Source organism: Pseudomonas sp. UM16 (genome assembly GCF_050312595.1).
Classification (GTDB): Bacteria; Pseudomonadota; Gammaproteobacteria; order Pseudomonadales; family Pseudomonadaceae; genus Aquipseudomonas.
Map to the genome: position 1 here is coordinate 152,815 of NZ_JBNPJT010000014.1, position 20,297 is coordinate 173,111.

General features: G+C 59.5%; 22 protein-coding genes and 1 pseudogene. 12 read left to right on the forward strand and 11 right to left on the reverse strand.

Going from position 1 to position 20,297, the window contains the following annotated elements:
• The first annotated feature begins 2 nt into the window (after nt 1-2).
• The 4 genes from livM to ACQRAX_RS18050 all read left to right on the forward strand — a co-directional run bounded on the left by livM (nt 3) and on the right by ACQRAX_RS18050 (nt 4,310).
• Nucleotides 3-1,286: a high-affinity branched-chain amino acid ABC transporter permease LivM gene (gene livM / locus ACQRAX_RS18035; RefSeq protein WP_412040614.1), complete on the forward strand. Its 1,284-nt coding sequence runs from the start codon at nt 3-5 to the stop codon at nt 1,284-1,286.
• Nucleotides 1,283-2,158 carry an ABC transporter ATP-binding protein gene (locus ACQRAX_RS18040; RefSeq protein WP_412040615.1) on the forward strand — a complete coding sequence of 292 codons (876 nt, stop codon included), beginning with the start codon at nt 1,283-1,285 and terminating at the stop codon, nt 2,156-2,158. The genes livM and ACQRAX_RS18040 overlap by 4 nt, the downstream gene beginning before the upstream one ends.
• Nucleotides 2,155-2,871, forward strand: coding sequence for an ABC transporter ATP-binding protein (locus ACQRAX_RS18045; protein WP_412040616.1), 717 nt, complete (start codon nt 2,155-2,157; stop codon nt 2,869-2,871). The genes ACQRAX_RS18040 and ACQRAX_RS18045 overlap by 4 nt, the downstream gene beginning before the upstream one ends.
• 671 nt (nt 2,872-3,542) lie before the next feature.
• A complete protein-coding gene (locus ACQRAX_RS18050; RefSeq protein WP_412040617.1) occupies nt 3,543-4,310 on the forward strand; it encodes an SDR family oxidoreductase in 768 nt (255 codons plus the stop codon).
• Nucleotides 4,311-4,330: 20 nt separating this feature from the next.
• Here ACQRAX_RS18050 and ACQRAX_RS18055 read toward each other — a convergent pair whose 3' ends face one another.
• The 3 genes from ACQRAX_RS18055 to ACQRAX_RS18065 all read right to left on the reverse strand — a co-directional run bounded on the left by ACQRAX_RS18055 (nt 4,331) and on the right by ACQRAX_RS18065 (nt 6,620).
• Nucleotides 4,331-5,440, reverse strand: coding sequence for an AGE family epimerase/isomerase (locus tag ACQRAX_RS18055; protein ID WP_412040618.1), 1,110 nt, complete (start codon nt 5,438-5,440; stop codon nt 4,331-4,333).
• A 59-nt stretch (nt 5,441-5,499) separates the two neighbouring features.
• Nucleotides 5,500-6,129: a TetR family transcriptional regulator gene (locus ACQRAX_RS18060; RefSeq protein WP_412040619.1), complete on the reverse strand. Its 630-nt coding sequence runs from the start codon at nt 6,127-6,129 to the stop codon at nt 5,500-5,502.
• Nucleotides 6,130-6,263: 134 nt separating this feature from the next.
• On the reverse strand, nt 6,264-6,620 hold the full coding sequence (locus ACQRAX_RS18065; RefSeq protein WP_412040620.1) for a hypothetical protein: 357 nt from the start codon (nt 6,618-6,620) through the stop codon (nt 6,264-6,266).
• Nucleotides 6,621-6,946: 326 nt separating this feature from the next.
• Here ACQRAX_RS18065 and ACQRAX_RS18070 point away from each other — a divergent pair.
• A pseudogene (locus ACQRAX_RS18070) lies at nt 6,947-9,008 on the forward strand (AsmA family protein).
• Nucleotides 9,009-9,106: 98 nt separating this feature from the next.
• Here the strand turns inward: ACQRAX_RS18070 and ACQRAX_RS18075 are convergent.
• On the reverse strand, nt 9,107-9,637 hold the full coding sequence (locus tag ACQRAX_RS18075) for a ferritin-like domain-containing protein (protein WP_400172227.1): 531 nt from the start codon (nt 9,635-9,637) through the stop codon (nt 9,107-9,109).
• A 45-nt stretch (nt 9,638-9,682) separates the two neighbouring features.
• Nucleotides 9,683-10,036 carry an osmotically-inducible lipoprotein OsmE gene (gene osmE / locus ACQRAX_RS18080; RefSeq protein ID WP_412040621.1) on the reverse strand — a complete coding sequence of 118 codons (354 nt, stop codon included), beginning with the start codon at nt 10,034-10,036 and terminating at the stop codon, nt 9,683-9,685.
• 123 nt (nt 10,037-10,159) lie between these two features.
• Here osmE and ACQRAX_RS18085 point away from each other — a divergent pair, with 123 nt between their 5' ends.
• Nucleotides 10,160-11,050, forward strand: a complete 891-nt coding sequence (locus tag ACQRAX_RS18085) for a lipase family alpha/beta hydrolase (protein ID WP_412040622.1) — start codon at nt 10,160-10,162, stop codon at nt 11,048-11,050.
• Here the strand turns inward: ACQRAX_RS18085 and ACQRAX_RS18090 are convergent.
• A complete protein-coding gene (locus tag ACQRAX_RS18090; protein WP_412040623.1) occupies nt 11,031-11,927 on the reverse strand; it encodes a DMT family transporter in 897 nt (298 codons plus the stop codon). The two genes, ACQRAX_RS18085 and ACQRAX_RS18090, sit on opposite strands and share 20 nt — an antisense overlap.
• 98 nt (nt 11,928-12,025) lie before the next feature.
• Between ACQRAX_RS18090 and ACQRAX_RS18095 the strand changes: the two genes are divergently transcribed.
• Both ACQRAX_RS18095 and ACQRAX_RS18100 read left to right on the forward strand, forming a co-directional pair.
• A complete protein-coding gene (locus tag ACQRAX_RS18095) occupies nt 12,026-12,826 on the forward strand; it encodes an AraC family transcriptional regulator (protein WP_412040624.1) in 801 nt (266 codons plus the stop codon).
• Between the two features lie 47 nt (nt 12,827-12,873).
• Nucleotides 12,874-13,881: an AI-2E family transporter gene (locus ACQRAX_RS18100; protein ID WP_412040625.1), complete on the forward strand. Its 1,008-nt coding sequence runs from the start codon at nt 12,874-12,876 to the stop codon at nt 13,879-13,881.
• Nucleotides 13,882-13,932: 51 nt separating this feature from the next.
• Here the strand turns inward: ACQRAX_RS18100 and ACQRAX_RS18105 are convergent, their stop codons facing one another.
• A complete protein-coding gene (locus ACQRAX_RS18105; RefSeq protein WP_412040626.1) occupies nt 13,933-15,198 on the reverse strand; it encodes an Hsp70 family protein in 1,266 nt (421 codons plus the stop codon).
• A gap of 161 nt (nt 15,199-15,359) precedes the next feature.
• Between ACQRAX_RS18105 and cbpA the strand changes: the two genes are divergently transcribed.
• The 4 genes from cbpA to ACQRAX_RS18125 all read left to right on the forward strand — a co-directional run bounded on the left by cbpA (nt 15,360) and on the right by ACQRAX_RS18125 (nt 17,553).
• On the forward strand, nt 15,360-16,313 hold the full coding sequence (cbpA, locus tag ACQRAX_RS18110) for a curved DNA-binding protein (RefSeq protein ID WP_045182232.1): 954 nt from the start codon (nt 15,360-15,362) through the stop codon (nt 16,311-16,313).
• A gap of 2 nt (nt 16,314-16,315) precedes the next feature.
• The gene (locus ACQRAX_RS18115) at nt 16,316-16,618 is read left to right on the forward strand and encodes a chaperone modulator CbpM (RefSeq protein ID WP_412040627.1); all 303 of its coding nucleotides are present in this window, start codon (nt 16,316-16,318) and stop codon (nt 16,616-16,618) included.
• Nucleotides 16,619-17,008: 390 nt separating this feature from the next.
• Complete coding sequence (locus ACQRAX_RS18120; protein ID WP_274071306.1) at nt 17,009-17,281, forward strand: hypothetical protein; 273 nt, start codon at nt 17,009-17,011, stop codon at nt 17,279-17,281.
• Complete coding sequence (locus ACQRAX_RS18125) at nt 17,278-17,553, forward strand: DUF3077 domain-containing protein (protein ID WP_412040628.1); 276 nt, start codon at nt 17,278-17,280, stop codon at nt 17,551-17,553. The genes ACQRAX_RS18120 and ACQRAX_RS18125 overlap by 4 nt, the downstream gene beginning before the upstream one ends.
• A gap of 77 nt (nt 17,554-17,630) precedes the next feature.
• Here ACQRAX_RS18125 and ACQRAX_RS18130 read toward each other — a convergent pair whose 3' ends face one another.
• From ACQRAX_RS18130 to urtD, 4 genes are read right to left on the reverse strand one after another with little or no spacing between them, the layout of a single operon-like run.
• Nucleotides 17,631-18,152, reverse strand: coding sequence for a GNAT family N-acetyltransferase (locus ACQRAX_RS18130; protein WP_412040629.1), 522 nt, complete (start codon nt 18,150-18,152; stop codon nt 17,631-17,633).
• Between the two features lie 7 nt (nt 18,153-18,159).
• Nucleotides 18,160-18,693, reverse strand: a complete 534-nt coding sequence (locus tag ACQRAX_RS18135; protein WP_412040630.1) for a GNAT family N-acetyltransferase — start codon at nt 18,691-18,693, stop codon at nt 18,160-18,162.
• A gap of 36 nt (nt 18,694-18,729) precedes the next feature.
• The gene (urtE, locus tag ACQRAX_RS18140) at nt 18,730-19,428 is read right to left on the reverse strand and encodes an urea ABC transporter ATP-binding subunit UrtE (RefSeq protein WP_412040631.1); all 699 of its coding nucleotides are present in this window, start codon (nt 19,426-19,428) and stop codon (nt 18,730-18,732) included.
• Between the two features lie 47 nt (nt 19,429-19,475).
• Nucleotides 19,476-20,297 (reverse strand): urea ABC transporter ATP-binding protein UrtD, encoded by an 822-nt coding sequence (gene urtD / locus ACQRAX_RS18145; protein ID WP_412040655.1) that lies wholly within the window; start codon nt 20,295-20,297, stop codon nt 19,476-19,478.

Below are 20,297 nucleotides of genomic sequence, written 5' to 3' on the forward strand. Positions count from 1 at the left end.
GTATGTCTGCTGCCAAAACCGCTTCATTCGATCTAAAGCGCAGCCTGATCGATGCGATTCTCGCCGGGCTGATTTCCCTGATTGTTTTCGGGCCCATCGTCGGCGTGGTGCTCGACGGCTACAGCTTCAATATGGAACCGACCCGCGTCGCCTGGCTGGTGGCTGGCGTCATGGCCGGGCGCTTCCTGCTCAGCCTGTTCCTGCAGACCCCCAAGGGCCAGTCGATCCTGCAAGGTTTTGAGGGCAGCGGTTCCGGCGTGCATGTGCTGGCGCCGGACTACAAGTCGCGGCTGCGCTGGATCATTCCGGCATTGATTGTGATCGCCATTGTCTTCCCGTTCTTTGCCAACAAGTACCTGCTGACGGTGGTTATCCTCGGCCTGATCTATGTCCTGCTGGGGCTTGGCCTGAACATCGTGGTGGGCCTGGCCGGCTTGCTCGACCTGGGTTATGTGGCTTTCTACGCTATCGGTGCCTACGGCCTTGCCTTGGGCTACCAGTACCTGGGCCTGGGTTTCTGGACCGTGTTGCCACTGGCCGCAATCGCCGCCGCATTAGCCGGGTGCATATTGGGCTTCCCTGTGTTGAGGATGCACGGCGACTACCTGGCCATCGTGACCCTGGGCTTCGGCGAAATCATTCGCTTGATACTGAACAACTGGCTGTCGTTTACCGGTGGCCCGAATGGTATGCCGGTGCCATCTCCGACCTTCATGGGGTTGGAGTTCGGGCGCCGGGCCAAGGATGGGGGGATACCGTTCCACGAGTTCTTTGGCATTGCCTACAACCCTAACGTGAAGTTCCTGTTCATCTACATCGTGCTGTTTCTGGTGGTGCTGGCGGTGCTGTACATCAAGCACCGGCTGACCCGTATGCCCGTCGGCCGGGCCTGGGAAGCGCTGCGCGAAGACGAAATCGCTTGCCGCTCAATGGGCTTGAACCATGTTCTGGTCAAACTCTCGGCATTCACCCTGGGGGCCTCCACTGCCGGCCTTGCCGGGGTGTTTTTCGCCAGCTATCAGGGCTTCGTCAATCCGTCGTCATTCACCTTCTTCGAGTCGGCACTGATTCTCGCCATCGTGGTACTCGGCGGCATGGGCTCGACGGTTGGCGTGGTGATTGCGGCATTCGTCCTGACCGTGGCGCCGGAGCTGTTGCGCAGCTTCTCCGAGTACCGGGTGCTGCTGTTTGGTGTGCTCATGGTGTTGATGATGATCTGGAGACCGCGCGGCCTGATTCGTATCAGCCGTACCGGTGTAGTCCCGCGTAAAGGAGTGGCGCCATGAGCAATGACGTGATTCTTTCGGTCGAACACCTGATGATGCATTTTGGTGGCATCAAGGCGCTCAGCGATGTCAGCCTCAAGGTCAAGCGCAACCAGATCTTCGCCCTGATCGGCCCCAACGGTGCAGGCAAGACCACCGTGTTCAACTGCTTGACCGGCTTCTACAAGGCCAGTGGCGGCAAGATCGAACTGAACCTGCGCGGTACCCGTACCAACGTGATCCAGTTGCTTGGCGAGCGCTTCCAGTTGGGTGACTTCGTTTCGCCCAAGCGTTTTATCAGCCGCCTGCACTACAAGATGTTTGGCGGTACTCACCTGGTCAACCGTGCCGGGTTGGCGCGCACCTTCCAGAACATTCGCCTGTTCAAGGAAATGTCGGTGGTGGAGAACCTGCTGGTGGCCCAGCACATGTGGGTCAACCGCAACTTGCTGGCTGGCGTGCTCAACACCAAGGGCTACCGAAAGGCTGAAAGCGATGCCCTCGATCATGCGTTCTATTGGCTGGAAGTGGTCGACCTGGTCGATTGCGCCAACCGCCTGGCTGGAGAGCTGTCGTACGGTCAGCAGCGGCGCCTGGAGATTGCCCGGGCGATGTGTACACGGCCGCAAATAATCTGTCTGGACGAACCGGCAGCGGGCCTCAACCCGCAAGAAACCGAAGCCCTGAGCAAGATGATTCGGGTGCTACGCGACGAACACGACCTGACGGTTGTGCTGATTGAGCACGACATGGGTATGGTCATGAGCATTTCCGACCATATTGTCGTCCTCGATCACGGCAACGTGATTGCCGAAGGCGCGCCACAGGACATCCGCAATAACCCGACGGTGATCGCCGCCTACCTGGGTGCTGACGAAGAGGAGCTGGTATGACTGCACCCATTCTCGAACTCAAGGACCTGGACGTGTTCTACGGGCCGATCCAGGCGCTGAAGAAAGTCTCGATGCATATCGACGAAGGTGAGACGGTGAGCTTGATCGGCTCCAACGGTGCCGGCAAATCGACCCTGCTGATGTCGATCTTTGGTCAGCCGCGGGCGGCCAATGGGCAGATTGTCTATCGCGGCACGGACATCACCCATAAATCTTCCCATTACATCGCCTCCAACGGCATTGCCCAGTCGCCGGAAGGGCGTCGGGTATTCCCGGACATGTCGGTGGAAGAGAACCTGATGATGGGCACCATCCCTATCGGCGACAAGCACGCCGGCGAAGACATGCAGCGCATGTTCGAGTTGTTTCCACGGCTCAAGGAGCGACGCAACCAGCGGGCCATGACCATGTCCGGCGGTGAGCAGCAAATGCTTGCCATCGCCCGGGCATTGATGAGCCGGCCCAAGCTATTGCTGCTCGATGAACCATCGCTGGGGCTGGCGCCGATCGTGGTCAAGCAGATCTTCTCTACCTTGCGTGAACTGGCCAAGACCGGCATGACCATCTTCCTGGTGGAGCAGAACGCCAACCATGCGTTGAAGCTGTCGGACCGTGCCTACGTGATGGTCAACGGACAGATCCGTCTAACTGGTACTGGGCAAGAACTGTTGGTCAACGAGGAGGTGCGTAACGCCTATCTTGGCGGACACTGATTCACAGGCTTAAAAGCGCCCTGCATTGCAGGGCGTTTTTTTTCCACAACTTTGTGGAAAACCTTACGCGCACTTCCTTTCAGGCGCGACACAAAGTCGCTGCAAACAGCTGTTTTTTCGAGGGTTTGAGTTGTCCACCATTGGTGTGGAAGCGGCTGTGGGTAACTTGGTAGCACCTTGCTGTAGGCCTTTGTTTTCAAGGCTTTCGGCGTTATGGTTATTTTTTGACCAAGTGTTCTGCAAAGATTTTCAGCGGCCGATGTCAAGTCTTTTGTAAGTGGCGCAACCGACCTGAAAACACGCGCTGAAGCCTGTGGATAAGTCTGTGGGCAAGCATTGGAAAGAACGCGCAAAGTGCCGTACTCACAGGCGTTGGGCCACCATCGGAAATCCCTCAACGGGAAGCTTGCGGGCGTTGAGGTCAAATTACCGGCTGACGGTCAAGGAAAATACTTGCCGATCCGAGCCGAGGGCCCGACCTACAGGGGGTGGAGTTGCCCCCAGAGTGTGTGCAAGAGCCTGTGGATAAGGTGCGTAACGTTTGCTGCAGGCCATATGAATCAAGGTGTTGGCGGATTTGATTGTTTTTTGTACAGTGCGGCTATGCTTGCTGGCGGCGTTGTCGGCGGGCATGCTGCTCAGCCGTGATCTCGACTTGCAAGGAGTTAGGCATGACCTCTACCGTTTTCATCACTGGTGCGACCTCGGGCTTTGGCGAAGCCTGTGCCCGTCGGTTCGCCGAAGCCGGCTGGTCGCTGGTGCTGACCGGTCGCCGTCAGGAGCGCCTGGATGCGCTGTGCGAAGAGCTGTCGAAGACGACCGAAGTACATGGCCTGGTCCTCGACGTACGTGATCGCAAGGCGATGGAAGCGGCGATTGCCACGCTGCCACCCGCATTCGCCAAACTGCGCGGGCTGATCAACAACGCTGGGTTGGCCCTGGGTGCCGACCCGGCGCCCCAGTGCGATCTGGATGATTGGGACACCATGGTCGACACCAACATCAAAGGCCTGATGTACAGCACCCGCCTGCTGTTGCCCCGGCTGATCGCCCATGGCCGCGGCGCGACCATTCTCAACGTCGGCTCAGTGGCGGGTAACTATCCGTACCCGGGCAGCCATGTGTACGGCGGTACCAAGGCGTTTGTTGGGCAGTTCTCCTTGAGCTTGCGCTGTGACCTGCAAGGCACGGGTGTACGTGTCAGCAACATTGAGCCGGGGTTGTGCGAAAGCGAGTTTTCCCTGGTGCGTTTCGGTGGCGACCAGGCGCGCTATGACGCAACCTATGCCGGCGCCGAGGCGATTCAGCCGCAGGATATTGCTGAAACCATCTTCTGGATCATGAACCAGCCGGCGCATATCAACATCAACAGCCTTGAGTTGATGCCGGTGAGTCAGGCCTGGGCCGGTTTTTCGATCGATCGTTCCGGCAAGGCTTGAGGGCCTTGCCGGCGATAGCGTCAGACCTGCTTTTGCAATCCTTGTAGGCAGGTCGCCAAATGGTAGGGCGTAGTCGACGGCATATCGCTGCGGCTGACTGCGCCGCTGGCGTCGCGGCACTCATACCAGCCTCCGGCATGCAGGAAGCGCTGCTGCAGCGCCTGGAGCTGGACCAGGACCTTCTCAGCATTGTCCGAGCGCAAGGCCAGCGCGCGCAGGTACTCGGCCTGGGCCCAGATACGCTGAGTGGCATCAAGGATCTGGCCGTCGGCGCTGAGTGTGGCCAGCACTGCGGTGTGTTTCACGCCGTGTTGTTCGGCGTAGGCAAACGCGCGGCTGAGCGAAGCATGCAGGTCGCTACCGCGCAGCAGCGGCGAAGACTCCAGCAAGTAGAACCATTCGAACTGATGGCCCGGCTCGAACCAGTTATCCACAGCACCTCGCGGCTTTTCCAGCATCACCCCATGTTCAGGGTCGATGAAGTGCGTTTGCATGGCGGTCGCCAGGTTTACCAAGGCGTCTTCAACAGCGGCGTCGTCGCGTACTGAGAGGGTGGCGAGGAAGGCTTCAGCCAAATGCATCAGCGGGTTCTGCAAGGGGCCGCTGGCCAGATCCGACCAGTCTTCAGCGAGGCTGGCTTCATACAAGCCGTCATCACGTGCGAATTGTTCGGCGACCACGCTCAGTGCGGCATTGAGGGTGGACTCGACCAATTGCTCACGAACCTGTCCCCAGTAATGGGCGCAGGCAAAGGTGATGAAGGCGTGGGTGTAGAGGTCTTTGCGTCGATCCAGTGGTTTGCCCTGGGCATCGATGCTGTAGAACCAACCGCCATGTTCGGCATCGTGAAAGTGCCGTTGCAACGAACGAAACAGCGCTGCAGCGCGCTCACGAGCCCCGGGTTGCTCGATGCGGCTGCTAAACAGGTACAACTGTCGAGCGCAAGCCATGGCCCGGTAGCGTTGCACCGGCAGAGGTTGCTGCTGCGGGTCGAGCGCTTCGTAAGGCAGGGCCATCTCTGCATTCCAGCCAGGGCCTTGCCAGAGCGGCACTATGCGCTGGGTAAAATGCGCCTGGGCCTGTTCGAGCAGGGCGGGCAGTTCGGGCTGGGCAGTACGAAGGTCGGGCATGGAGAAAAATCGTCGCAATCAAGGCGTTTGCGCGCATGGTAGCAGGAAATGGCTCAGCCCTAGAGGGTGCTGAGCCCTTGCCAATGTTTGGCGCCGACAAAGATGAAGCGCAGTTGCTGGATGATTTTGTCCTGGGCGCTCAGTGGCTCTGCACCGCCATCAGCCGGTTCATCGATCAGCTCTGGCAAGGTCGCAAACACGGTTTTCACCACGAGGTCAGCAATGACCGACAGCGCGTCGCTGTCCAGGTGCTGCCAACGCGGCATGCGCGCAAGGTCAGTGGCAAGGTCCGAGCTGATGCCCTGGCGCAGGGTGGCAATCGCCTGGCGTACCGGTTGTGAGCCGCCATATTGTTCGCGTGCAAGGAACAGGAACTGCGGACGATTGGCCGCCACCACATCGAGGAAGATCCGCACCGAGGCGTTGGTAATGCCGCCAAGTTCGAATTCGTTCTGGCGCACCAGGCGAATGGTCTGGCGAAAGGTTTCACCGACTTCATTGACCAGGGCCAGGCCAAGTTGGTCCATATCGGAAAAGTGGCGGTAGAAGCCGGTCGGCACGATACCGGCGCTTTTGCTCACTTCACGCAGGCTGATGCTGCCGAAGCCTCGGCCACTTTCCATCAGGTGGCGGGCGGCATCCAGCAGGGCTTGGCGGGTTTGTTGCTTTTGTTCGGCGCGCGGCAGCATGGCGAGTATCGGCTGGCAGTGAAACAGCCCTGCACTCTAATAGCCTGCGCGCGGAAAAACAAAGCCCGGTCAATGGACCGGGCTGGGAGGGGAGCTGCTACAGCGCTGGTATCTCTTGTTGTCTGGCATAGGCTTCAGCTCGCCCGTTGGTTCTTTTCGATCAGACGGTCAGAACCCCCTTCGGCAACTTGATAGCGCTCTTTCAGACGGTCAGAACCACCTTCTGCGACGCGGTTGCGTTCCAGCAGGCGGTCAGAGCCACCTTCGGCGACGCGGTTGCGCTCCAGCAGGCGGTCAGAGCCACCTTCGGCGACACGATTGCGTTCCAGCAAGCGATCCGAGCCACCTTCGGCCAGGGTGTTCAGCGGTTGCGAGATCACTGTGGTACTGGAGCGGGATTCGGCGGTCAGACTTTGTTCGCTGGCGGGAACGGCGAAGGCATTGGCAGCCAGGAGGGACAGGGACAGACTCAGCAGCAATTGGCGTTTCATGGTTTGGTGCTCCTTGATGGGGCTGGAAAGTGGGTACGGGGCCAATGCTACGCTTGGGGGCGAGAGATAGAAGTTCATAAGGATAATGGTGACAATCGATGGAATTGATGCTTTGCGGCTAAGGCTCTAAATCAATGCTTTCAAGTTGACTACCGGCCGTTTTCGGCCGCTGCTGCAAGGGTTTGACCTGGCGCTGGTTAATGGGGGAACGGGAAAAACCAACGAAATTCCCTCATCAATTAAACCCCTCAGGTTTTCATCAGTCCGATGATTAAGTGCCATCAATTCGCCCAGTTGTGCTGTCTGGGCGTCAGGAGAATTTTGCAATGACGCGTCCCGCCAGAATCCTCATCTGGACCCTTACCAGCCTGCTGCTGGTGCTGACACTCCTGGTAATCGTCATCGCGACGTTCGATTGGAACCGGATCAAACCGACCCTCAATGCCAAGGTCTCTGAAGCGCTGCATCGCCCTTTTGCCATCAACGGTAACCTTGACGTGCGCTGGCAACGGGAGCCAGAGCAGGGCGGTTGGCGAGCCTGGCTGCCGTGGCCGCACTTCATCGCCGAGGACCTGGCTCTGGGCAACCCGGACTGGCTCAAAGAGCCGCAAATGGTGAGCCTCAAACGCGTCGAGTTTCGCCTGGCGCCATTGCCGCTGCTGTTCCAGCAGATCGTCATCCCGCGCATCGATCTCAACCAACCGAGCGCCAAACTCAAACGCCTGGCCGATGGCCGGGCCAACTGGACGTTTGATTTCGGGCCCAAGGACGAGCAGGCCGAGCCGTCGACATGGGTGCTGGATATCGGTGCTATCGGATTCGACCAGGGCCGGGTGAGCGTTGACGACCAGACGCTGAAATCCAGCATCGATGTGGTGATCGACCCGTTAGGCAAGCCGATTCCGTTCAGCGACATTGTCGGCAAAGCCACCGTGCAGAAGTCTGGGGCTGCTCAGGATTACGCCTTTGGTCTCAAGGTCAAAGGCCGCTACAAGGGCCAGCCGCTCTCTGGTAATGGCAAGATCGGTGGCCTGCTGGCGCTGCAAGATGCCTCGCAGCCGTTCCCGCTGCAGGCCGACCTGCAGATCGCCGACACCCGCATCGCTCTGGCCGGTACGTTGACAGATCCGCGCAATTTAGGCGCACTGGATCTGCGCCTGCGTTTATCGGGTGCGAGCCTGGGCAACCTCTATCCATTGACCGGCGTGACCCTGCCTGACTCTCCGGCGTATTCCACCGACGGTCATCTGTTGGCCAGGCTGCACGAGCCAGGCGGTGCGGTGTTCCGCTACCAAGGCTTCAACGGCAAGATCGGCGACAGCGATATCCATGGCGACCTGAGTTTTGTCTCCAGTCAGCCGCGGCCCAAGCTCAGTGGCAAGCTGGTGTCCAATCAGCTGCTGTTCAAAGACCTTGCGCCGCTGATCGGTGCCGACTCCAACGCCGAGCAAAAGGCGCGTGGCGGGGCCAGCAAGCAGCCGGCGGGCAAGGTGCTGCCGGTCGAGGAATTTCGCACCGAACGCTGGCGGACCATGGATGCCGACGTGACCTTCAGTGGCAAGCGCATCGTCCACAGCGAGGAATTGCCGTTCACCGATCTCTCCAGTCACTTTGTTCTGGACGATGGTGTCCTGCGTCTGGAACCCCTGCGCTTTGGCGTGGCGGGTGGCACGCTGGATGCCCAGGTTCGTCTGGACGGGCGAGCGGTGCCCTTGCAAGGTCGCGCCCAACTCAGCGCGCGCGGGTTCAAGCTCAAGCAACTGTTCCCGACCTTCGAGCCCATGAAGACCAGCTTTGGTCAACTCAACGGTGACGCCGACCTCAGCGGTCGGGGTAATTCGGTGGCGGCATTGCTGGCCACCTCCAATGGCAATCTGAAGATGTTGATCAACGATGGCGCCATCAGCCGCGGCTTGATGGAGATCGCCGGGCTTAATGTCGGCAACTATGTTGTGGGTCAACTGTTCGGTGACAAGGAAGTGAAGATCAACTGTGCCGCCGCCGATTTCGGTATCAAAGATGGCTTGGCGACCACCCGTTTGTTTGTCTTCGATACCGAGAACGCGATTATCTACATCAATGGCACGGCCAACTTCGCCAGCGAACAGCTGGACTTGAAGATCAATCCTGAGTCCAAGGGGGTGCGCCTGTTATCGCTGCGCTCGCCATTGTACGTACGCGGTCCGTTTGCCAAGCCCAGTGCGGGTGTGCAGGCGGTGCCGCTGGCCCTGCGCGGCGCCGGAATGGTTGCCGCTAGGGGTGGTGATCGGCCCGGCGGCGGGGCTGCTGGCATTGGTCGCACCGGGCGGTGATGTGCCCAACCAATGCACGCCATTGCTAGAGCAGATGAAGTCGGGGAAAGCACCGCGGGCGGTGAAGGCGGGCTAAAAGTTATGTGGGTGGGGATTCACCGGTCCGACGTCCCGGTGAATCCGCACCCACAACAAGCTATTTGGACCTGTGCGGGGCTTGCCCCACGAAGAGGCTCAAAGACCCTTGAGCAGATCCGCCATATCGTCCGCGTGCTCTTCTTCCTGAGCCAGGATATCTTCGAAAATGCGTCGGGTGGTTGGGTCTGATTCACCGATGTATTGAATGATCTCGCGATAGCTGTCGATGGCGATCCGTTCGGCCACCAGGTCTTCGAGCACCATTTCCTTGAGGTTCTTGCCCGCGACGTACTGAGCGTGGGAGTTCTTGCTCAGGTTGTCGGGGTTCAGATCCGGTTCGCCACCCAACTGCACGATGCGTTCGGCCAACTTGTCGGCATGCTCCAGCTCTTGGGTGGCATGCTCGAGGAACTCCTCGGCGGCAACGCTGGCTTTGATCCCGCTGGCCATGTAGTAGTGGCGTTTGTAGCGCAGGGCGCACACCCATTCGGTGGCCAGCGACTCGTTGAGCAGACGCAGGATTTTTTCCCGGTCGGCATTGTAGCCCTCGGTCACGGCGCCTTGCTCGACATGCTGACGGGCTCGCTCGCGCAGGGTTTTGACATCGGTAAGTTCGACGGTGCTCATCATCATCTCCAGGCTGAAAACGGGGATTTGCTGTAGCTATCGGGTTTACACCTTGGATTCGGCTTGCTCGACGGCCTTGTCATCTTGCTGACGTTGTTCACAGCTCTTGAAGCCCTTGGCATCGACATGGCCAGTGGCGTCAAAGCGCACGTAGTAGGGCTGTTGGTGACCATCGCGGTTGAGGATGTAGTTGTTGCAGGTGCCGCCGTGGGGCAGGTCGATGACCGTCGACGGACTGCCACCGATGGCGATCACCCGTTGCATGGTCATGCCATCTTCTACCTGTTTGACCAAGGGTTCGTCACGGTAGGTGACATAGTCCACCGGGTTCTCCGGGCGGCTACCGCAGGCGGCCAGGGCGGTGGTGGTCAGGAGGATTGCCAGGGTCTGTTTGTACATGGTCCAGCTCCTTGCTGAGGGTCTACAAGGTTGGAACCGCAAGTAACGCCGGGAGTTCGATTGCGGTTGTTATTGCAGTGCCTGTAGTGTTGGGTGATTGACCACGGAATGGGGATTGCAGCCATGGCCCAAGGGCTTGCCACGCGTTATCCACTGGTGCTGGTGCCAGGCATGCTCGGCTTCGTCCGCCTGCTGTTGTATCCCTATTGGTTTGGCATTGTCTCGGCGTTGCGCCGCGGTGGGGCCAAGGTCTTTGCCATCCAGGTGTCGCCGCTCAACTCCTGTGAGGTGCGCGGCGAGCAGTTGCTGCAGATCATCGAAGACATCCGCCAGCGCACCGGTGCCGACAAGGTCAATTTGCTCGGCCATAGTCAGGGCGCACTGACGGCGCGCTATGCGGCAGCCAAACGGCCGGAATGGGTGGCTTCGGTGACCTCCATTGCCGGTCCCAATCATGGCTCTGAGCTGGCCGATTACCTTCACGAGAAATACCCGGCCGATTCTGCCCGTGGGCGCTTGCTCAAGGCGGTATTGCATGCGCTTGGCGTACTGATGGGGTGGCTGGAGACCGGCTGGCGCGGGCCAAGCTTGCCGATTGATGTGCACGCCTCGCACCACTCCCTGACCTGCGCCGGGGTTGCCCTGTTCAATCAGGCTTATCCACAGGGCTTGCCGAGCACTTGGGGTGGTGAGGGGCCTGCCGAGGTCAACGGCGTACGTTACTACTCCTGGTCAGGCACGTTGCAACCGGGGTTGACCGACACTGGCCTGAACCGCCTGGATGGCAGTAATCGCTTCTGTCGGCTGTTTGCGCGAACCTTCGTCCGTGAGGCGGGGCACTGTGATGGCATGGTCGGGCGCTACAGCTCGCATCTGGGCCAGGTGATCGGCGATGACTATCCGCTCGACCATCTGGATATCGTCAATCAGTCACTCGGTGCGGTGGGCAAGGGCGCCGACCCGGTGCGTCTGTTTACCGAGCATGCCGAGCGGCTCAAGGCTGCGGGACTGTAGCGCTGACGCGGCGCATCGGAGTTTTCCAACGCTCGGCAAGGATCACCCCGGCCAGGGTCAGCAGGCCTCCGAACAGGTGGTACATGGCTAATTGCTCATCCAGCACCAGGGCAGCAATCACTGCGGTGACGGCCGGCAATAGGTTGAAGAACAACGTCGTGCGGCTGGGGCCGAGGCGGCTGACGGCCTGCATCCACACCAGCGGCGCAACCATCGAAGCCAGCACGCAGGCATACAGCACCAAACCGATGTTGCCCATGCCAAGGCCGGTCTTCTCCGAGAACAGAAACAGCGGAAACAGCACGATGATAGCTACCAGTACCTGCAAGTAGAGCAGAACCAGGGGCGGCAAGCGCAGCTGCCATTTCTTCAACAAGGTGCTGTACAGCGCATAGGCCAGGGTAGCGATCAGCATCATTGCATCGCCGCCATTGACGCCATGTTGCAGCAGCGCGGCGAGGTTGCCGGCTGAAACCACCAGCAGTACGCCGACAAACGACACCACTGCACCGATCAATGCGCCGTAAGTCAGGCGCTGGCCAAGGCTGATGATGGCCAATGCCAGCGACATCAATGGCATCAGCGAGAGGATGATGCCCATGTTGGTGGCACTGGTGATCGCCGCCGCGAAGTAGGCCAGGCTCTGGTAGACCGCCATGCCCAGAACGCCAAGCACGAAGATCTTGCCCAGGTTAGGGCGGATCTGCGGCCAATTGCGCAGCATCGGCCGCAGCAGGAATGGGGTGAACAACAGCCCGGCCAGCAACCAGCGATAGAAGCCGATCTCGGCGGGAAAGATCGCACCGGCCGACATTTTGGTGATCACGGTGTTGCCGGCCCAGATCAGAATGGCCAGCAGGGGAAACGCATAATTCATGAAGCAGCAACTCTTGAGGATACAGGGCGCTATTATCCGCTTGTCTGTCCTGTTAGTTATACTTGCATCCAGACAACCTACCCATCGATCCAGACAGCATGTCGCGCAAATACCTCAATATCCCGCAATTCGCTGCTTTGCCGTCGCCAGTGTACTTTCGCTACGACGAGTTTGGCGCCGATACCCACAGCGCTGCGCATCGTCACACCTGGGGTCAGCTCAACTATACGGCCCACGGCATCATGCACCTGGAGATCGACGGCCAGCGCTTTGTCTCGCCCCCGCACTATGCGGTATGGGTGCCGCCGGACACGGAACACAGCTGCTACAACCCCCAGGCCATCGTCTACCGCTCGGTGTATCTGGACCGTGCCTTGTGCCAGGCATTGCCGGCGCAGCCCTGTACCCTGGTGATCAGTGAGATCCTCAAGGCCATTCTTGGCGACTTTGCCCGGCGCGACGTGAAGATCCCTGAAGACCCCGCCGATCATCGGCTGGCTCAGGTCCTGGTCGACCAACTGCGCCAAGCGCCGACCCAGCGCTGCTTTCTGCCCTATGCCCGCAGCGGCGGCCTGGAGGGTGTACTGCAAGCGTTGCACGCCGAACCCGGTGACAACCGGCCGCTGGCTGAATGGGCGGCGACTGTGCATGTCAGTGAACGTACGCTCGCGCGTCAGTTCTTGCGTGAGCTGGGCATCAGCTTTGGAGAGTGGCGCCTGCGTCTACGTTTTCTGCGCGCTATCGATGCGCTAGAGCAAAACCTGCCAATCCAGCAGATTGCCTTCGACCTGGGCTACAGCAGCCCCTCGGCGTTCATTGCCATGTTCCAGCGCCATGCCCACTGCACGCCGGAGCAATATCGACGCCAGGCCCGCTCTGCCACTATGCCTGCCCAGTGAAGGCTGGCAGACTGCGCGTTTCCCCCCGCAGTTGCCCCTGAGGTTGTATGACCTTTACCCCGCGCCAGATCAAAATGGCCAGTTGGATTATTGTCTTCGCCGGTCTGTTGCTGGCGTTGCCGCTCAAGCTGTTGCCGAGCCTGTTGGCCGGTCTGCTGGTATTCGAACTGGTCAACATGCTCACCCCAAAACTGCAGCACCTGATCGCCGGGGAGCGCGCGCGTTGGGTGGCGGTGGCGTTGCTCGGCACGCTGGTGGTCAGCACCTTGACCTTGCTGTTTGCCGGCGCAATCAGCTTTCTGTTGCACGAAGCCGAGAATCCTGGCGCTTCGTTGGACAAGTTCATGCTGCTGGTCGATCAAGCCCGCGGCCAGCTGCCGCCCTTTATCGATGCCTACTTGCCTGCCAGTGCGGCGGAGTTCAAAGTCGCCATCGGCGAATGGCTCAAGACCCATCTGGGCGAGTTGCAACTGGTGGGCAAGGGCGCGGCGCACATGTTCGTTACCCTGCTGATCGGGATGATCCTCGGGGCCATTGTTGCCTTGCAGCGGATTCCGGATATTTCTCGGCGCAAGCCTTTGGCGGCGGCGCTGTTCAATCGGCTGGCGCTACTGGTTCAGGCGTTTCGCAATATCGTCTTTGCGCAGATCAAGATTTCCCTGCTCAACACCTTCTTTACCGGAATTTTCCTGGCCGTGGTATTGCCGCTGTTCGACGTGCACCTGCCGCTGACCAAGACCCTGATCGTGCTGACCTTCCTGCTTGGTCTGCTGCCGGTGATCGGCAACCTGATGTCCAATACGCTGATCACTATCGTTGGCTTGTCGCTGTCGATTTGGGTGGCTATGGCGGCGCTGGGCTATCTGATTGTTATCCACAAGGTCGAGTACTTCCTCAACGCGCGGATTGTTGGTGGGCAGATCAGTGCCAAGTCGTGGGAATTGCTGCTGGCGATGCTGGTCTGCGAGGCGGCGTTCGGGTTGCCGGGAGTGGTGGCGGGGCCGATCTACTATGCCTACCTGAAGAGTGAACTGCGGCAGGCTGAGCTGGTGTGAAGCGTTTCGCCGGCCTTGCCGGCGAAAGGGCCGCATAGCGGCCCAATATCCTCAACCGTATCGCTTGCGCGCCTCGATCGCCAAACCGCTACCAATGCTGCCGAAGATATTGCCTTCAACATGGCGCGCATTTGGCAGCATCGCCGCCACGCTCTGGCGCAGGGCCGGGATACCGCTCGAACCACCGGTGAAGAACACCGTATCGACCTGGGCCACACCCACGCCGGCTTTGATCAACAGCTCGCTGACACTGCCCCGCACACGTTCCAGCAGGTTGTCGATCGACTCTTCGAACAACGCCCGGGTCAGCTCGACGTTCAGCCCCGACTCGACCCGCTTGAGGTCGACCAGGCGGCGGTCGTTGTGAGTCAGTTCGATCTTGGTTTCTTCCACTTCCATGGCCAACCAGTGACCCGCGCGCTGTTCGATCAGTTTGAACAGGCGGTCGATGCCGTCGGTGTCTTCGATGTCGTAGCGCATGCTGCTCAGGGCCAGCTGGGATTTTTGCGAGTACACCGAGTTGATCGTGTGCCAGGTGGCCAGGTTCATGTGGTGACTGGTGGGCATGAAGGCACCGCTTTTCATCCGGCTGCCGTAGCCGAACAGCGGCATCACGCCCTGCAGGCTCAACTGCTTGTCGAAGTCGGTACCGCCGATGTGCACGCCGCCGGTGGCGAGGATATCGTCATGGCGGTCATCGAGCATGTGCCGCTCAGGGGCCAGGCGTACCAGGGAGAAGTCCGAGGTACCACCACCGATGTCGACGATCAGCACCAGTTCTTCACCCTGGATGTTCGACTCGTAGTCGAAGGCGGCGGCAATCGGCTCGTACTGGAAGGAGACTTCCTTGAAACCGATTTTCTTTGCCACTTCAGCCAATGTGTCTTCGGCTTCCTGGTCGGCAGCCTGGTCGTCATCGACGAAATGCACCGGGCGACCCAGTACCACTTCGTCGAACGGGCGGCCGGCGTTGGCTTCGGCACGCTTTTTAAGCTCACCGATGAACATGCCCAGCAAGTCCTTGAACGGCAGCGCGGTGCCAAGCACGCTGGTGTCGTGCTTGATCAGCTTGGAGCCCAGCAGGCTCTTGAGCGAGCGCATCAGCCGGCCTTCATAACCTTCGAGGTATTCGTGCAGGGCCAGCCGGCCGTAGACCGGGCGGCGCTCCTCGATGTTGAAGAACACCACCGACGGCAGGGTGATCTTGCCGTCTTCCAGGGCGATCAACGACTCAACGCCGGGGCGATGCCAGCCGACGGTGGAGTTGGAGGTGCCAAAGTCGATGCCGCAGGCACGGGCCGGGGATGCGTCACTCATGGGATGTACTGTCCGGGGGAAAAACGGCCGCGCAGTTTATGCCAGCTGTCAGCAGAATCAAGACCGATTATCTGCTTTACAGCAAACCCAAGGGCGACTTGAAAGGCTATGCTTGACCCCAATCTTCAGCAGCATCGAACAACTTGATGGTGATTCCTTAGATGGACTTCAAAGACTATTACAAGATACTTGGCGTAGAGCCGACGGCGGACGACAAGGCGATCAAGACCGCCTACCGCAAGCTCGCGCGCAAATATCACCCCGACGTTAGCAAAGAGCGTGACGCGGAAGAAAAATTCAAGGAGGCCAACGAGGCCTACGAGGCCTTGAGCAGCCCGGAAAAACGCGCTGAATACGATGAGCTGCGCAAGTACGGCCAGCACGGCCGGCCGTTCCAGGGCCCGCCAGGCTGGGAAAGCCGCAGTTCCGGTGGTTTTGAAGGCGGTGATTTCTCCGACTTCTTCAGCTCGATCTTTGGTGCGCGCAACGGTAACGGCAACGGCAATCCTTTTGGCCGCGGCCAGCAACGCAGCGCCGGTCGGCGAGGGCAGGACGTGGAAATGGAACTGGCGATTTTCCTTGAGGAAACCTTGTCCGCCGAGTCGAAGCAGATCAGCTTCCAGGTCCCGCAGCACAACGCCCATGGCCAGCGAACCGGTTTTACCACCAAGACGCTGAACGTGAAGATCCCGGCCGGCGTTACCGATGGTGAGAAGATTCGCCTGAAAGGCCAGGGCGCCTCGGGTATTGGCGGGGGCGCCAACGGTGATCTGTTCCTGACCATTCGCATGGCACCGCATCCGCTGTTCGATGTCGAAGGTCATGACCTGATCATCACCGTGCCGCTGGCACCGTGGGAGGCAGCGTTGGGCACCAAGGTCGCCGTGCCGACCCTGACTGGCAAGATCAACCTGACCATCCGTCCAGACAGCCAGAGCGGCCAACGCCTGAGGGTCAAGGGCATGGGCCTGGCCAACAAGCAGGGCCAGCGTGGTGATCTGTATGCGCAACTGAAAGTGGTGATGCCCAGCCAGAGCGACGACACAACCCGTGAGTTGTGGAGCAAGTTGGCAGAAAAGGCGGCGTTCAATCCGAGGACACAATGGAGTAGCTGACTATGAGCACCCTGGTCGTTCAACTGGACATGCAGACCCTTTGTCGGGAAGCCGATCTCCCGGCGGCCTACGTGATCGAAATTGTCGAACACGGCATTGTTGAACCTTCCGGGCGAACCCCGGAAGAATGGCTGTTTGACGATCAGGCGCCAGTACTGGCCAAGCGTGCAGCGAAGCTGCAGCGCGAGCTGGAACTGGAGTGGGAAGGGGTGGCGCTGGCGCTGGAGTTGTTGGAAGAGGTTCAGCAGTTGCGCCGTGAGAACAGCATGCTCCAGCAGCGTTTGAGGCGTTTTGTGCAGGGGTGAATCGAAGCGCTACCTAGCATTTTTGTCAGTAGATGATTTTTTCGATTGCTCATAGCGTAGAGGGCCGCCCAAGCAAGACTGACTAAAACTGAAAACACTCGGAAAATTTCAGTGTTAGTCACTTTCGGAACTATCCTACGCACGCTGCCGCCTTTTCTCTGTTGTTAGAAAGGCGCTACAGGGCTAGTTTCCTCGGGTCGCTACATTGGCGACCGGGTGTGAGAGCCCGTGTAGATAATAGATGCAGCTAGTTATGGCAGCTGTGCGCGGGCAGACCTCGGTCTGGCCGGGTTTCCTATGTCTACCGGTCTCTCACCCCGCGTACGGCTGCCACCCTTATCCTGTGAGAGGGATACGGAGGTAGCTCCTGATAGATATAGGAGTTACGTCATGAAAAAGATCGTTCCAGATCCACCTCGTCCCCTCATCACCACCCCCTACTTCTCCATCCATAGCGATCTGATCCCCCCAGACTCCCTGGCCTACGCCAGTGAACTGCTGCGTGGCATACACGAAACCACCGACGAATTCTGCCGCGTCCACGCCAATGAACCCGGCCAGGGCATGCTGGTGAATGTGCTGTATTCGGCTGAAATGGCTAGAGCCTTGGTCGAGCATGCGCTGAGCAGGCTGCAAGGCATGGACAGAGGAGCGATGACATGAGTACCAATTCATCAGCCAAGACTGACGAGACGGTAGGCATTGCGAGCTTCATTCAAAGTCAGCATCCACCCATGGGCCTGTTTCGAATTTCACCGGGCGTGCCCTGCGACTACGCGCTGGAAGAAGCCTCAACGCTGCTCGGGTGTGTGCATAAACTGATCTTGATCGGTGTCACGGATAGAGACGAAGATACGATTTTGGCAGCCTATTACCTCAGCGGGTTCGCCAAGGCGATCATTGATGACGTGGGGTTGGCAATGAACAAGTCTTGAAGCCTCAGGTACCGTCTTGCCCCGCATCGGGCAAGGCGGTACCTGCGAATCAATTAGGCCGATTTGCCTCGCGGACCTTAAATCAATTTGTAGTACAACGCCGTCGCCCGGTAGGTGCCATCCGGCCCGCAGGCATATTGCGGAATCTCCCCAGCCTTGGCGTACCCCAGCGACTGATAGAACGCCTCGGCCGCGGAACCTGCTTCGGTATCCAGGTACAACAGGCCGCGCTGTTTCTGCTGCGCGGTCAGTTCCAGTACTTGCATCAACTGCTGACCCAGGCCTCGTCGTCGCGCTTCACTGTGCACCAGCAGCTTCTGTACTTCAGCCCGGTTCAGGCCATTAGGCTTTTGGCACAGCCCCAATTGCACGCTGCCCAGTACCTCCTGATCCTTGCTCACCACCCACAGCAACAGCTCGCCACTGGCCAGGCGCTGTTTGACTTCATCGAAGTAGCTGTTGGCCTGTTGGGCATCGATATCTTCCAGAAAACCAACCGAAGCCCCCTGGCGCACAGCATCCAGTAGCAACGCCACCAGGCCGTCGCGGTAATGGGCGAGGCTTTCGTGGGTGACGCGGTTGAGGTACCCAGGATTCATAAAGGCTTCACTCCAGTGACCGTGGGGTCGCACCAGGGTTGAGGATCAACTGCATGAACGTCAGGTCGAGCCAGCGACCGAATTTCACCCCCACTTGCGGCATGTGCCCGTTGAGGGTGAAACCCAGGCGTTCGTGCAAGCGAATCGAGGCGCTGTTGCCGCCTTCGATGGCCGCGACCATGACGTGTTTGTGACAGTGGCGGGCGCGTTCGATCAGCGGCTGCATGAGCAGCGGCCCCAGGCCTTTACCGCGTTGGTCACTGCGGATATACACCGAATGTTCGACGGTATGGCGAAAGCCTTCGAAAGGGCGCCAGTCACCGAATGAAGCATAGCCGAGCACTTCTGCTGTATCAGCAGCGTCCACCGCCACCAGAATCGGATAGTGCTGCGCCTGGCGGGCGTCAAACCAGGCCTGGCGATTAGCCAGGTCGACCGGTTGTTCATTCCAGATCGCCGTGGTGTTGAGCACGGCATCGTTGTAGATGTCGCGAATGCCCGGCAGATCGGCAGATACGGCATCACGAATCAGGTAGGTCATGGCAGTTTCTCGAACGTCTACGAAGTGTCGCTCAGGTTAAATGGTTACCAGCCCGCGCACACCTTCGGCTTCCATGTTTTCACCGCGTCCGGCCTGAACAATCTCGCCTCGGGACATTACCAGGTACTGATCGGCCAGCTCGGCGGCAAAGTCGTAGAACTGCTCGACCAACAAGATCGCCATGTCGCCCCGTGCGGCAAGTTTGCTGATGACCGCACCGATTTCCTTGATCACCGAGGGCTGAATGCCTTCGGTGGGTTCGTCGAGGATCAGCAGGCGTGGTTGGCTGGCCAGGGCTCGGCCGATGGCCAGTTGCTGTTGTTGACCGCCGGAGAGGTCGCCACCGCGACGCTGTTTCATTTGCAGCAGGACCGGGAACAGCTCGTAGATGAACGGTGGGACGCTTTTGGCCTGCCCAGCGCTGAAGCGCGAGAGGCCCATCAGCAGGTTTTCTTCAACACTCAGACGCGGGAAAATTTCCCGGCCCTGGGGCACGTAGGCGATACCGGCCTGGACCCGTTGGTGCGGTTTGAGCGCAGTGATGGCCTGGCCTTCCCAGTGCACGCTGCCTTCGCGCGTGGGCAACAGGCCCATCAGGCAGCGCAGCAGAGTGGTTTTGCCGACGCCGTTGCGGCCGAGCAGGCAGGTTACTTCGCCGACCTTGGCTTCAAAGGATAGGCCGCGCAGAATGTGGCTGCCGCCGTAGTATTGGTGCAATTGATTGATTTGCAGCACTGGAAGTCCTCTCTGTACTTTGTAGCTTGCAGCTTGCAGCTTGCGCGTCAGCGCCCCAGATAAACCTCGATCACCCGATCATCAGCCTGCACCTGCTCGAGCGAACCCTCAGCCAATACACTGCCTTGATGCAGCACGGTGACATGGTCGGCAATGCTGCCGACAAAGCCCATGTCATGCTCGACCACCATCAGCGAATGCTTGCCGGCCAGGCCCTTGAACAGTTCGGCGGTGAACTCGGTTTCGGCGTCGGTCATGCCCGCCACCGGCTCGTCGAGCAGCAGCAATTGCGGGTCTTGCATCAACAGCATGCCGATCTCCAGAAATTGCTTCTGGCCGTGCGACAGCAACCCTGCCGGGCGCTGGGCTGAGCTGCTCAGGCGGATGGTCTGCAGCACTTCGTCGATGCGGTCTTTCTGTTCACCGCTCAAACGTGCAACCAGGCTAGCCCGCACCGATTTGTCGGCCTTTTGCGCCAGCTCCAGGTTCTCGAAAACGCTAAGGGCCTCGAACACGGTGGGCTTCTGGAACTTGCGCCCGATACCTGCCTGAGCGATCTGCACTTCGCTCATACGGGTCAGGTCCAGGGTGTCGCCGAACCAGGCTTTGCCAGTGGTGGGCCGGGTTTTGCCGGTGATCACATCCATCAGTGTGGTTTTGCCCGCGCCATTGGGACCGATGATGCAACGTAGCTCACCTACGCCGATGTACAGGTTCAAGGCGTTGAGGGCCTTGAAGCCATCGAAGCTGACGCTGATGTCTTCCAGGGTCAGGATCGTGCCGTGACGGACATCCAGGCCTTCGCCGCGCGCTTGGCCAAGGCCGATGGCGTCACGACCACTGCCAGCGTCGAGGATTGGTTCGAGCAT

What these genes read in the sequence shown, in the direction of transcription:
- ACQRAX_RS18105 (WP_412040626.1), bottom strand. Translation starts at nt 15,198, where the DNA reads ATGAGTGACGCATCCCCGGCCCGTGCCTGCGGCATCGACTTTGGCACC.
- ACQRAX_RS18125 (WP_412040628.1), top strand. Translation starts at nt 17,278, where the DNA reads ATGAGTACCAATTCATCAGCCAAGACTGACGAGACGGTAGGCATTGCG.
- ACQRAX_RS18130 (WP_412040629.1), bottom strand. Translation starts at nt 18,152, where the DNA reads ATGAATCCTGGGTACCTCAACCGCGTCACCCACGAAAGCCTCGCCCAT.
- ACQRAX_RS18100 (WP_412040625.1), top strand. Translation starts at nt 12,874, where the DNA reads ATGACCTTTACCCCGCGCCAGATCAAAATGGCCAGTTGGATTATTGTC.
- livM (WP_412040614.1), top strand. Translation starts at nt 3, where the DNA reads ATGTCTGCTGCCAAAACCGCTTCATTCGATCTAAAGCGCAGCCTGATC.
- ACQRAX_RS18115 (WP_412040627.1), top strand. Translation starts at nt 16,316, where the DNA reads ATGAGCACCCTGGTCGTTCAACTGGACATGCAGACCCTTTGTCGGGAA.
- ACQRAX_RS18095 (WP_412040624.1), top strand. Translation starts at nt 12,026, where the DNA reads ATGTCGCGCAAATACCTCAATATCCCGCAATTCGCTGCTTTGCCGTCG.
- ACQRAX_RS18040 (WP_412040615.1), top strand. Translation starts at nt 1,283, where the DNA reads ATGAGCAATGACGTGATTCTTTCGGTCGAACACCTGATGATGCATTTT.
- ACQRAX_RS18120 (WP_274071306.1), top strand. Translation starts at nt 17,009, where the DNA reads ATGAAAAAGATCGTTCCAGATCCACCTCGTCCCCTCATCACCACCCCC.
- urtD (WP_412040655.1), bottom strand. Translation starts at nt 20,297, where the DNA reads ATGCTCGAACCAATCCTCGACGCTGGCAGTGGTCGTGACGCCATCGGC.
- ACQRAX_RS18050 (WP_412040617.1), top strand. Translation starts at nt 3,543, where the DNA reads ATGACCTCTACCGTTTTCATCACTGGTGCGACCTCGGGCTTTGGCGAA.
- ACQRAX_RS18090 (WP_412040623.1), bottom strand. Translation starts at nt 11,927, where the DNA reads ATGAATTATGCGTTTCCCCTGCTGGCCATTCTGATCTGGGCCGGCAAC.
- osmE (WP_412040621.1), bottom strand. Translation starts at nt 10,036, where the DNA reads ATGTACAAACAGACCCTGGCAATCCTCCTGACCACCACCGCCCTGGCC.
- ACQRAX_RS18085 (WP_412040622.1), top strand. Translation starts at nt 10,160, where the DNA reads ATGGCCCAAGGGCTTGCCACGCGTTATCCACTGGTGCTGGTGCCAGGC.
- cbpA (WP_045182232.1), top strand. Translation starts at nt 15,360, where the DNA reads ATGGACTTCAAAGACTATTACAAGATACTTGGCGTAGAGCCGACGGCG.
- ACQRAX_RS18060 (WP_412040619.1), bottom strand. Translation starts at nt 6,129, where the DNA reads ATGCTGCCGCGCGCCGAACAAAAGCAACAAACCCGCCAAGCCCTGCTG.
- ACQRAX_RS18055 (WP_412040618.1), bottom strand. Translation starts at nt 5,440, where the DNA reads ATGCCCGACCTTCGTACTGCCCAGCCCGAACTGCCCGCCCTGCTCGAA.
- ACQRAX_RS18135 (WP_412040630.1), bottom strand. Translation starts at nt 18,693, where the DNA reads ATGACCTACCTGATTCGTGATGCCGTATCTGCCGATCTGCCGGGCATT.
- ACQRAX_RS18075 (WP_400172227.1), bottom strand. Translation starts at nt 9,637, where the DNA reads ATGAGCACCGTCGAACTTACCGATGTCAAAACCCTGCGCGAGCGAGCC.
- ACQRAX_RS18045 (WP_412040616.1), top strand. Translation starts at nt 2,155, where the DNA reads ATGACTGCACCCATTCTCGAACTCAAGGACCTGGACGTGTTCTACGGG.
- ACQRAX_RS18065 (WP_412040620.1), bottom strand. Translation starts at nt 6,620, where the DNA reads ATGAAACGCCAATTGCTGCTGAGTCTGTCCCTGTCCCTCCTGGCTGCC.